We start from the raw sequence: 11,558 nt of genomic DNA on the forward strand, positions 1-11,558 counted from the left end.
GTCCGCGATGTTGGAGAAATAGCAAGCAATGTATAAGAACACTTTGGGTATGAAAGATAGTGAAAACAGATAGCATTTTTTATCGCCTATTTCAAGAATTTCCAGATATCTTCTTTGAGTTGATTGGTAATTCTCCCGATGTCGCCAGCATTTACCAATTCTCATCCGTTGAAATCAAACAAACATCTTTTAGGATTGATGGGGTATTTGTTCCTACAGTCACAACTGAACAGCCGATTTACTTTGTGGAAGTGCAGTTTCAACCAGATGAAAGAATTTATTCACGTTTAATGGCAGAAATTTGCTTATATCTCCGGCAAAATCAACCTGTCAATGATTGGGGTGCTGTGGTTTTATACCCAAACAGAAGTATAGATATAGGAGATATTAAACATTACAGAGAGTTCTTTATTAGTCAGAGAGTTAGGTGTATTTATCTTGATGAGTTAAGTCCAGAGACATCATTGCCAATTGGTATTGCAACGGTCAAGCTAATAGTAGCATCTGAAGATACAGCAATTATCCAAGCTAGGGAGTTGATAGAAAGAACAAGATTAGAAACTTACTCCCCAAACAAACAACAGCAATTATTACAATTAATAGAGACTATCTTGTTGTATAAGTTTCCCACAATCACGAAAGAGGAGATAGAGGAAATGTTTAGCCTCAGTGAGTTAAGGAATACCAGATATTTTCAGGATGTTTTTCAAGAAGGTAAAGAGGAAGGCAGAGAGGAAGGTAGAGAGGAAGGTGTACGTATAGGTAAATTACAAGCAGTACCACCAATGTTGGCAGCAGGTTTGAGTATAGAACAAATAGCACAAGCTTTAAACTTGAGTGTGGAGGAAGTACAACAGGCTGCACAAAGAACAAAGGGGACAGGGGATAGGTGACAGGTGACAGGTGACAGGTGACAGAAAAGAGAAGAGAAGATTCTGTTATTTATCGAGGGTGGTGTAAGTTTGAAAGCGAGAATTGAGTAAATAGCTTGGAACTTTACGATTACTCAACGAAAAAGAGTTTCTGACGACGAATTTTTGGTTAATTTTTGTTAATATTGGACACAGTGTTGGTACTTCGTCCGCAAATATCCATAATTCCTAACTGAGAGAAACTCGATGCTGCGATTAGAACATATTAGTAAAATTTATCCTACAGGCGAAGTTCTCAAAGATATTAACTGGGAAGTCAAGCCAGGCGATCGCATTGGTTTAGTCGGTGTCAACGGTGCTGGAAAGTCCACCCAACTGAAAATCATCATGGGGGAACTTGAACCGACATCTGGCGAAATTATTCGTCCTGCGAGCTTGCACATAGCTTACCTGAATCAAGAGTTTGAAGTAGATCCAGCCCGCACAGTTAGAGAAGAATTTTGGACTGTATTTAAAGAAGCTAACCAAGCGCAGCTGGCTTTGACGCAGGTGCAACGGGAAATGGAAACAGCGACTCCAGAGGAACTGGATCAGCTAATTAATAAATTAGATCGCTTACAACGCCAGTTTGAAGCTTTAGACGGCTATGGCTTAGAAGCACGCATCGGGAAAATTCTCCCAGAAATGGGATTTGAGCAAGAAGACGGCGATCGCCTCGTTAGTGCTTTCTCTGGCGGTTGGCAAATGCGGATGAGTTTGGGTAAGATTCTGCTGCAAAAACCAGATGTCTTACTGCTGGACGAACCAACAAACCACCTCGATTTAGAAACCATTGAGTGGTTAGAAAATTACCTGAAAGGGCTGACTACCCCAATGGTGATAGTTTCCCATGACCGAGAGTTCCTTGACCGCCTCTGCACCCAAATTGTCGAGACTGAACGCGGTGTTTCTAGCACTTACTTAGGAAACTATTCTGCTTACCTCCAACAAAAAGCCGAAAGTCAATTGGCGCAACTGAGTGCTTACGAACGCCAGCAAAAAGAAATTGATAAACAACAGGCGTTTGTGGATAGATTCCGCGCCAGTGCTACCCGCAGCACCCAAGCCAAAAGCCGTGAGAAGCAACTCGATAAAATCGAACGCATCGAAGCACCCACAGCCAGCGTCAAAACTTTGCACTTCCGCTTTCCCCCCGCACCTCGGAGTGGAAGAGAGGTAGTCAAAATTAAAGATTTAACCCATACCTACGGTGACAAGATTCTGTTTTTGGGTGCAAATCTACTAATTGAAAGAGGCGATCACATCGCTTTTCTTGGCCCCAACGGTGCAGGCAAATCTACCATACTACGCATGATTATGGGTGTAGAACCACCCACAGAAGGGACTGTAGAATTAGGCGAACACAACGTTATCCCTGGTTACTTTGAGCAAAATCAAGCTGAGGCTTTGGATTTGCAAAAAACAGTCATGGAAACCATCCATGATGAAGTTCCTGATTGGAAAAACGAAGAAGTCCGCACTCTATTGGGACGGTTTTTATTTGCTGGTGACACAGTATTTAAGCAAGTAGAAGCATTAAGTGGAGGAGAAAAGGCGCGTTTAGCACTAGCGAAAATGCTCTTACGTCCCGCTAACTTAATCATCCTAGATGAGCCAACCAATCACCTAGACATTCCTGCCAAGGAAATGTTAGAGGAAGCACTACAAAACTATGATGGCACAGCAATTATAGTTTCCCACGACAGGTATTTTATTTCTCAGGTGGCTAACAAAATCGTCGAAATTCGTGATGGTGAATTTCGTGTCTACCTGGGTGATTACCACTATTATCTGGCAAAAATTGCTGAAGAAAAAGAAGCAGCCAGATTAGAAGCGATCGCGGCTGAGAAAGCAGCAAAAAAAGCTGCTAAAGCAGCGAAAAAGAAATAGCTGAAAATAGGGAGTAGGGAGTAGGGAATGGGGAATGGGGGAAGACAGATTTTCAATCTCCCTCATCTTCTTAACTTGCTTGTTGTCCAAATTGAAGTGAATGGGTAGTGTTTTTAGGCTGCTACTAAGTTGTCTGAGTAACTTGTTTATCAAAAAATATATGCAACAATCACTAGGGTTTAAGAAAAGCTAAAAGAAATAGAATGATGTCATAAAAGAAGTTAATAGGCAGAAATTCACTTGCAGTGGTGGTTAGCAGTGGTATCATTCGGGTATTACAAAAAGTAAAGGGCAATTTTACTATGACCAAAGCACCTGTTGCTCCTGTGGTGCTAGTCATTTTAGACGGATGGGGCTACTGCGAGGAGAAGCGAGGAAACGCGATTATCGCTGCCAAAACTCCAATTATGGACAGTTTATGGGCAGCTTACCCGCATACCCTCATCCACACATCAGGGAAAGCCGTAGGATTGCCAGAGGGTCAAATGGGTAACTCTGAAGTTGGCCATTTGAACATCGGCGCAGGTCGAGTCGTACCACAAGAATTGGTACGCATTTCTGATGCTGTGGAAGATGGTTCTATCCTCAGCAACTCAGCTCTTGTCAAAATTTGCCAGGAAGTTCGCTCTCGGAATGGCAAGCTGCATGTAGTTGGGCTGTGTTCTGAGGGTGGAGTACACTCACATATCACCCATCTGTTCGGACTACTTGACTTAGCCAAAGATCAGCGAATTTCAGAAGTTTGTATTCATGCCATTACTGATGGTCGTGACACTGCACCAACGGATGGTATAAAAGCAATCAATGCTTTAGAAGAATACGTAGAGAAAGCCGGAATTGGGCGCATAGTGACTATCAGTGGTCGTTACTATGCGATGGATCGCGATCGCCGTTGGGATCGAGTCCAGCAAGCATACAATGTTATGACGCAAGCTGGCAACGGTGATGGTCGCAAAGCGGTGGATGTCCTACAAGCATCTTATGCTGAAGGGGTGACTGACGAATTCATCGTACCAGTGCGGATTGCTCCCGGTGCTGTCGAGCCAGGAGATGGGGTGATATTCTTCAACTTCCGTCCTGATCGCGCCAGACAATTAACTCAAGCTTTTGTCAGTCCCGAATTTACTGGTTTTGCAAGAGAGCAAATCAAGCCTCTGTCGTTTGTGACATTTACGCAGTATGATTCTGATTTGTCTGTATCTGTAGCCTTTGAGCCGCAGAATTTAAGTAATATTCTGGGTGAAGTCATCGCCAATCATGGTTTACAGCAGTTACGCACTGCCGAAACTGAAAAGTATGCCCATGTCACCTATTTCTTTAATGGTGGCTTAGAAGAACCTTTTGCTGGAGAAGACCGGGAATTGGTCAGTAGTCCCATGGTAGCGACGTATGACAAAGCCCCAACCATGTCAGCAGAAGCAGTAACTGAGGTAGCGATCGCTGCCATTGAAAAGGGTGTCTACTCCTTGGTGGTGATCAACTATGCTAACCCGGATATGGTAGGGCATACTGGTCAAATGGATGCTACTGTCACCGCAATTGAAACAGTAGATCATTGTTTAGGTCGCTTGTTAGAAGGTGTGAGCAAAGCTGGCGGGACAACAATTATCACCGCCGACCACGGTAACGCCGAGTATATGCTAGATGAAGAAGGCAATTCCTGGACGGCGCACACAACTAATCCAGTCCCCCTAATTTTAGTGGAGGGTGAAAGAGTCAAAATTCCTGGATATGGTACAAATGTCGAACTGCGAAGTGATGGCAAACTAGCTGACATTGCACCGACAATTCTAGAGATTTTACAGCTACCCCAACCACCAGAAATGACCGGGCGATCGCTACTGCAACCAGCAGAATATGATGTGCAACGCACTCGTACTCCTGTACCAGTAGGGCTGTGAGAGGGAACAGGTGACAGGTGACAGGTGACAGGGGACAGGTGGCAACTTATCCTGTGATTTACGAGAAAACAGTTAGCATTAAGTTGCTATAGCAATAGCCAAGGTGGTTAGGAAATCAATAGATGATAAAACCTATACACTGAAGGGCTTTTAACTCTGTAACCTGTAACCTGTAACCTGCTATAACTGTTTTCTAACTGTGTTTTGAAACTTTTATAAAAGAGATTGCTACCATGACAGTTACCAGTATTGTGCAAATCATTTGGGCGCTTTCTGCCCTGGGCATGATTGTTTTAGTATTACTGCATAGCCCCAAAGGCGATGGGATTGGAGCTATAGGTGGACAAGCCCAATTGTTCAGCAGTACCAAAAGCGCCGAAAACACCCTTAACCGAGTTACCTGGGCGCTGACAGTCATTTTTATGGGTTTAACAGTAGTTTTAAGTGCTGGCTGGTTACCTAAGTAAAAGGGAAATAGGTCAATGGGGCAGAAAATTCTCTCTCCAACACCTCATAGCCTGAAAAATTCCATCCTCAAACGTTTACTAGCAGCCTTTGTATTATTTATCAGTACAGGGCTGCTAGTTATTTTTATCAACCTCCAATTTATTCAGCCCCTAGGAGCAAGCCTCCCTTCCCCCACCCTCAAACCTCATCCTTTACCGCCTCAATTAGCACAATGGCAAGATAGCACAAATAGTGGTGATTATTTCTCCCAAGTCACAACGACTGGGGTAGGCTATTTAGTTTGGTCGCAATTTCCTGTTAAAGTTCATATCCAACGACCACAAGCAATTAATCCCCAACAGGCTCAAACATGGGTTGAAATGGTCTTACAAGCTGTACAGGAATGGAATAATTATTTACCTTTGATAGTTGTAGAACAACCAGAGAGTGCTGATATTACTATCGAGCGCAAAACACCACCTCTGGAGTTTTCCCGTGACAATAAAATTACCCGTGCGCGTTCTGCTCTGGCGCGTTACGAGCTATACACTAACAATAATGTTTTATTACACCGCTTTCAAATTCTTTTGAGTCCCAGCCAGACTGGTAATTATCTGTTTGCAGCCGCCCGTCATGAACTCGGTCACGCCTTGGGAATTTGGGGTCATAGTCCAATAGAAACTGATGTGCTTTACTTTTCTCAAGTCCGCAACCCACCCCCGATTTCTCCCAGAGATGTGAATACCCTAAAGCGGATTTATCAACAGCCTACCAGTTTGGGTTGGTGATTTAGCTATTAATTAATTCCTAGATAAAAATATAATCAGTTAAACGCCAAATACCTATTATGGAAACTAAAACTATCACAATTCGTGTTAATGCTGAGGCTGCCCGTATCTTTGAGGCAGCTTCTGAAGAACAGCGTCGTAAATTTGAAGCATTACTTGGTTCTTGGCAACTTTTGGTGATCTTGGTTGGGGGAAGGCAGAGGGCAGAAGGCAGAAGGCAGAAGTTAGAAAGATATAATTGAGATACGTCAAACTTCACTCCATCAAACATTTGAGGGATAAGCCTCAGCTTGGTTATGTCAGTGCTAAGTTATCTATTACCAGATTCAGCAAACCTGAAACTTGAAAATTGCATTCTTGACGAGATAAAAACTCAGATAAAGTTGATTGTTTCTGCTATCAATAGAGTAGTTAATTGTCCAGTTTGTAACCAACCAACTCATAAAATTCATAGTCGCTATGAGCGAAAGTTAGCAGATTTACCCTGGGCTGATTACAGCATTACTTTACAGTTAAGGGTGCGGAAGTTTTTTTGCCTTAATAAATTGTGTAAACGGCGCATTTTTGCAGAAAGGCTGACCAATGTTACCGCACCTTGGGCGAGAAGAACTCTACGTTTAGCTCAAAGACTGAGTGCGATTGGTTTAGCTAATGGTGGTGCAGCAGGGGTAAGACTCTCACAGGACTTGGGGATAAAAGTTTCTCGCAACACGCTATTAAATTTAGTCCGCTCAATTCCACTACCACCCATCGTAACGCCACATACTCTTGGGGTAGACGACTTTTGTTTTCGTAAATGTAAAACTTACGGCACAGCACTAATTGATCTCGAACGCAGACGACCAATTGCTCTACTCAAAGATGCAAAGGCTGAAACTTTGGCAGAATGGTTAAAAGCTCACCCTGGTGTCAAAGTCGTCTCACGAGATCGGTCAAAAACTTATGAAAGTGGTATTCGCCAAGGTGCGCCAGAAGCCATTCAAGTTGCAGACCGCTTTCATCTATTGCAGAACTTATCTCAAACGCTTTATCAAGTCTTTGGTAATCACGCCAAAACACTAAAAGAAGTGGAAAAACAAGTCTTTAATACTGATACTAAAGTGCATTTAGAGGTGGAAACAGCAAACAACCTTTCCATGATTGCTGAGACTAATAAGAGTCCAGTTGTGCCAAGGTTTCCCCAAAACACATCTTTAAAAAGAAAAGTTCAATCCGCCAAAGCACGGGATAGACGCAGAGAAATCCATGAGCAAGTTTGGAGACTGCGGTCTATTGGCTTATCAGGGCTAGCAATCGCTCAAGAGCTGGGAGTTTCTAAAACTACCGTATTCAATTACTTGCGTAGCTCAACTTTTACCGAACGTCGTGAACGTAGCGACCACGGTCTGAGTCTTCTCAACCCTTATCATGATTACCTCCTCAGTCGCTGGAATAGCGGGAACCACAACACCCAAGAACTGTTTGAAGAAATTCGCACCTGCGGCTATACCGGTAGTTATGCCACGGTCGCTCGCTTCACTCGTTATCTCAAGACCTTGCCCGGATTTGAGCCAGCAAAAGGTTCAAGAAAAAACGCTTCCCCCAGGGTTAGCTCTTGCGCCCATCGTCCTCTCACCCCCAGTCGCGTCACAGCTTTAGTCTTGCGACGACCAGAATTAATACAGCCTAATGAGCGTGAAGTCATCGCTCAACTACAAAAAGCCCATTCGGATTTGAAGTCAGCTATTGAACTAGCACAACAGTTTGCATCTCTTGTGCGTCAACGCCTGCCTGAGCAGCTCGATGCTTGGTTAAACAAAGCTAAAAACAGCTTGGTTTCTTTGTTGCGCTCCTTTGCTGTTAGTTTAGAGTCTGACTACGATGCTGTGAAAGCAGGTGTAACTATGTCAGTTAGTAATGGCCCAGTTGAAGGGCATATTAATCGACTGAAAATGTTAAAACGGCAGATGTATGGTCGCGCCAAGATAGACTTACTAGAACGACGATTTCTGTTGGCTATTTGAAAAGAAAATTTTGACAATTTACACTTGATTATATGAGTTATAGAAATCAGTTTATCTGGCAAAGGGCAGTTCAACTTGCTATCAATTGTTATAAATTTACCCGCCTATTTCCTCAGTCAGAATTGTACGGTTTAACTAGTCAAATACGCCGTTCATCCGTATCTGTAGCGTCTAATATAGCTGAAGGCTATGGTAGGCGTTCCAAACCAGAATATATCCAGTTTTTACATATTGCGCTAGGTTCTTTGAGAGAACTTGATACGCAATTAATCATTGCCAAAGAAGTAGATTTAGCTGATAAAGACCTTTTCACTCCCGTATTAAATGAAGTTGAGGAAATGCAAAGTATATTAGTTGCTACTTTAAACAAACTCAAGGGTTGAAATTATTACTTCTACTCTTCCGACTTCTGCCTTCTGCCCTCTGACTTGAAAATCAAACTTTGGTAAAAAACTAAAGAAAGTATGTGGCTATTGTCGTTGAATGGCGACACAGCCGAAACAAAATATTGATTACAGGTTTAAATTGCGACCGGAACAGGTTCAACACTAACTTGATAACCAAGTTTTTCTAGGCGTTTAATCAAACGTTTCTTGACACTTACATGTCGATGTTTGTCGAAATAATCAGCTCCTAAATCTTTATAAGGTTCTTGACGTGATATGAGATGGTAAGCGATCGTTAAAATAGAATGTGCAACAGCAACCGCAGCGCGTTTTTTCCGCGTCGTGCCGACAGACGACGAAACTGTGCAGCAAGGTAAGTTTTAGTTCGAGCCAAAGCATGGGCAGCTTGAACCAAAATAGTTCGTAAAACTCGATTACCTTTGCGAGTGCCGTCACAAAGCTTCTTACCGCCACTTTCATAGTTTCCAGGGGCAACCCCAGCCCAAGCAGCCAAATGTTCGGCACTTGGGAAGCGACTCATATCCGTGCCAATTTCCGAGACAATGATCTCAGCAGTTCGACGAGCAACACCAGGTATGGTGTCAACTAACTCAACCGCTTGGTCGAAAGGGCGGCAATATTCCTCAATTTGTTGGTCAAAACATTTAATTGTTTCGTCTATGCTATCAATTTGACACAGTAGCTGTGCAAGAATGAATCGTTGATGAGGACGAACTCTACCCTCAAGTGCTTGAATCAGTAAATCGTGCTTTTTTCGCATGGTTCCTTTTGCCAAGTCCGCCATCAGTTCAGGACTAGCGCTACCTTCAACAATCGCAGCTAGCATTGCTCGTCCTGACACACCCATTACGTCACTGGCAACTGAGGCAAGTTTGATATTAGCAGCTTCCAGCACTTTTTGGACTCGATTCACTAAGTTAACTCTTTCGCGAATAAAATTGCTACGATGACGAGTTAAATCGCGCAAATCTCTTTGCTCCACAGGGGGAATAAAACTCGCACGTAACAACCCATGTTGTAGTAGTTCGGCAATCCACTGCGAATCTTTGATGTCTGTTTTGCGTCCTGGCACCGCTTTTATATGACGGGCATTAACTAACATAACTTCAAAGTTTCCTTCTAGGATATTAAATACAGGTCGCCAGTACTCTCCAGTACTCTCCATTGCTACATGAGTACAATTGTGACTTGTTAACCAGTCAGAAAGTTTTAACAAGTCCTGAGTCATTGTAGTGAATGTGCGTATTTCCTTGTGCCATCCGGACGAAGACTTCGGGGTAATTACACAAGCTACCACCGTCTTTTTGTGTACATCTAGTCCTGCACAACGATTGTAGACTACCTGCATATCTCTTGAGCTACTACAACTTTCAAAATTGATAGGGGGCTAATACGTGGATATCTAAATAGTAGATTCTGACTTGCGTGCTCACTAAAACCAAAAAATTGCTCAGTGGCGACAATTGGTAATTCCTCTCGATATCCAGGTTAGACTGCCCTTCAGGCTCTGATGCTCTAATAAGGAAACAACCTCGCTTGTATCAGCCTTATCTTGGAAGTTACCACATTTTCATTCATGGTGATGAAATTTTTTCATTGGGACTGCCCTCTGCCTTCCCCCGGCTAAGATCACCAAAAGTTGCCAAGAACCCATTACTTAGTCTTAAACTTGGTGATGCAACTCGAAGCAAAAGACCCTTAGAGGAAATAATGAGTGAGATTAGCCGGAATGCTCAAGCGCGAGGATTAACACCAGAAATTTTGGACTCAATTCTGAATGAAGAATGAAGTAAGCTACGTTTTTGATACCCTATGCTCCCCAACTGAGTTTTACAGGGCGCTGTGCTAAAACTTCCCGATACAGTTCTTCTAATTGAGTAATATTTTTACTCAGAGTATATAAATCTAGTACACGCTTTCTAGCTTTTTGTCCCAGTAATGTTGTTAACTCAGCATGGTCTTGAAATAATGGAAGAAGAGTTCTCAGTTGCGATCGCACTGTCTTGGGATTTAAGACTACTCCTGCACCTTTTTCTAATACTTCACCATCTGCACCCACATCTGTAGCGATACAAGCTAACTCACAGGCCATAGCCTCTAGTAGTGATAGCGATAAACCCTCTACTAATGAAGGCAAAATAAATACATCTGCACCCCGTAAAATTTCGATCCGTCGGGCTTCATCTGCCACAAATCCCAACCAAATAATGTTGTATTCAGCACCATAAAATGGTTCTAAAGAAGTTCTTAAGGGGCCATCACCAACAATTAACAATTTACTATTTGGCCCCATGCCTGCCTGCTTCCAAGCACGTAGCAATGATTCTACGTTTTTCTCTGGAGCTAGTCGTCCTTGATAAACAAACAGACGTTCAGCTTGAAATTCAGCTTTAATTGTGGAATAGCCAGGGGAATATTTGACAGTATCGACACCATTGGGAATCACAGCCACATTTTCTTCTCGTACACCCATTCGTCCCAACAGTTCACGCTGGATTTGAGAGAATACAATCACGCGATCATAATTACCCAAAAAAGGCGCATATAGTTGATATGCTAAAAGTTGTGTGCCTGAAATTAGTTTTGCCCCCTTACCTGCAAATGGGGTGTGAAATGTCGCAATGAGGGGCAAATTTAATTGTTCACAGATTTCTGGTAGTACAAAGTCAAGGGGAGATAAAGTCAAGGAGGCGTGGACAATATCTGGCTTAATTTCCTTGAGTGACTTAGTTAAAACCTTAGTTGCTTTGAAAGTGGGGATGGTGTAAACCTGCGACTTGTAAAGGAAAGGCAGGGAAACCTCTTGAAAATTCGGCCAGTTGTCTACTTCAGGTTCTTCTTGAGCAAAGTGGAGAAAGCTAACTTGATGCCCTCTGTCTAGCAAGGCGTTTGTGATTTCTCTACTGTAAGTGACGTTGCCACAAAAGGGTGATTTTTTTCCAATCCAGGCTATACGCATTCTTTCTCAGCTATCAGAAGAGTGGGTTTAATTATTTATTTTGAATTTTTTTTATCAGTTTTTACTTGCTGGCTGTTTATTTAGCATATATTCCCACCCTAAACTAGCCATCATGCCAAACTTTAGGTTTACTAAAGTAGATAATTCATGGGCTTATTTATCTTGTTTTTCTATTGTACATTAACGTACATTTGCAACAGCTTTATCTGGCTCAATTTAACCCGATACCCAGCAAGTTGGCGATAAAATTTT

10 protein-coding genes are annotated in these 11,558 nt (G+C 42.7%); 8 read left to right on the forward strand and 2 right to left on the reverse strand.

The annotated features are described in order from the left end of the window. Positions 1–59 precede the first annotated feature (59 nt). From NOS7524_RS24120 to NOS7524_RS24155, 8 genes are all read left to right on the forward strand, one after another. Entirely contained in the window at positions 60–893 is an 834-nt protein-coding gene (locus tag NOS7524_RS24120) for an Rpn family recombination-promoting nuclease/putative transposase (RefSeq protein WP_015141095.1), read from the forward strand. A gap of 225 nt (positions 894–1,118) precedes the next feature. Then, entirely contained in the window at positions 1,119–2,801 is a 1,683-nt protein-coding gene (locus tag NOS7524_RS24125; protein WP_015141096.1) for an ABC-F family ATP-binding cassette domain-containing protein, read from the forward strand. A 302-nt stretch (positions 2,802–3,103) separates the two neighbouring features. Continuing rightward, positions 3,104–4,702: a 2,3-bisphosphoglycerate-independent phosphoglycerate mutase gene (gpmI, locus tag NOS7524_RS24130; protein WP_041555938.1), complete on the forward strand. Its 1,599-nt coding sequence runs from the start codon at positions 3,104–3,106 to the stop codon at positions 4,700–4,702. Between the two features lie 233 nt (positions 4,703–4,935). After that, positions 4,936–5,169, forward strand: a complete 234-nt coding sequence (gene secG, locus NOS7524_RS24135) for a preprotein translocase subunit SecG (RefSeq protein ID WP_015141098.1) — start codon at positions 4,936–4,938, stop codon at positions 5,167–5,169. A gap of 15 nt (positions 5,170–5,184) precedes the next feature. Then, positions 5,185–5,937: a matrixin family metalloprotease gene (locus NOS7524_RS24140; protein WP_015141099.1), complete on the forward strand. Its 753-nt coding sequence runs from the start codon at positions 5,185–5,187 to the stop codon at positions 5,935–5,937. 59 nt (positions 5,938–5,996) lie between these two features. Then, entirely contained in the window at positions 5,997–6,179 is a 183-nt protein-coding gene (locus tag NOS7524_RS24145; RefSeq protein WP_015141100.1) for a hypothetical protein, read from the forward strand. A 54-nt stretch (positions 6,180–6,233) separates the two neighbouring features. Continuing rightward, positions 6,234–7,940, forward strand: a complete 1,707-nt coding sequence (locus NOS7524_RS24150; protein WP_015137799.1) for an ISL3 family transposase — start codon at positions 6,234–6,236, stop codon at positions 7,938–7,940. 32 nt (positions 7,941–7,972) lie between these two features. Further along, positions 7,973–8,323: a four helix bundle protein gene (locus NOS7524_RS24155; protein ID WP_015137800.1), complete on the forward strand. Its 351-nt coding sequence runs from the start codon at positions 7,973–7,975 to the stop codon at positions 8,321–8,323. Between the two features lie 298 nt (positions 8,324–8,621). Here NOS7524_RS24155 and NOS7524_RS24160 read toward each other — a convergent pair whose 3' ends face one another. Continuing rightward, on the reverse strand, positions 8,622–9,695 hold the full coding sequence (locus NOS7524_RS24160; RefSeq protein WP_216087500.1) for an IS110 family transposase: 1,074 nt from the start codon (positions 9,693–9,695) through the stop codon (positions 8,622–8,624). Positions 9,696–10,157: 462 nt separating this feature from the next. Continuing rightward, entirely contained in the window at positions 10,158–11,306 is a 1,149-nt protein-coding gene (locus NOS7524_RS24170) for a glycosyltransferase family 4 protein (protein ID WP_015141101.1), read from the reverse strand. Positions 11,307–11,558: the final 252 nt, after the last annotated feature.

This window comes from Nostoc sp. PCC 7524 (assembly GCF_000316645.1).
In the GTDB taxonomy this organism is placed as follows: domain Bacteria; phylum Cyanobacteriota; class Cyanobacteriia; order Cyanobacteriales; family Nostocaceae; genus Trichormus.

Bases quoted from the DNA above. Each gene is read 5' to 3' on its own strand.
- NOS7524_RS24160 (WP_216087500.1), bottom strand. From the start codon at position 9,695: ATGCAGGTAGTCTACAATCGTTGTGCAGGACTAGATGTACACAAAAAG.
- secG (WP_015141098.1), top strand. From the start codon at position 4,936: ATGACAGTTACCAGTATTGTGCAAATCATTTGGGCGCTTTCTGCCCTG.
- gpmI (WP_041555938.1), top strand. From the start codon at position 3,104: ATGACCAAAGCACCTGTTGCTCCTGTGGTGCTAGTCATTTTAGACGGA.
- NOS7524_RS24145 (WP_015141100.1), top strand. From the start codon at position 5,997: ATGGAAACTAAAACTATCACAATTCGTGTTAATGCTGAGGCTGCCCGT.
- NOS7524_RS24140 (WP_015141099.1), top strand. From the start codon at position 5,185: ATGGGGCAGAAAATTCTCTCTCCAACACCTCATAGCCTGAAAAATTCC.
- NOS7524_RS24125 (WP_015141096.1), top strand. From the start codon at position 1,119: ATGCTGCGATTAGAACATATTAGTAAAATTTATCCTACAGGCGAAGTT.
- NOS7524_RS24155 (WP_015137800.1), top strand. From the start codon at position 7,973: ATGAGTTATAGAAATCAGTTTATCTGGCAAAGGGCAGTTCAACTTGCT.
- NOS7524_RS24170 (WP_015141101.1), bottom strand. From the start codon at position 11,306: ATGCGTATAGCCTGGATTGGAAAAAAATCACCCTTTTGTGGCAACGTC.
- NOS7524_RS24150 (WP_015137799.1), top strand. From the start codon at position 6,234: ATGTCAGTGCTAAGTTATCTATTACCAGATTCAGCAAACCTGAAACTT.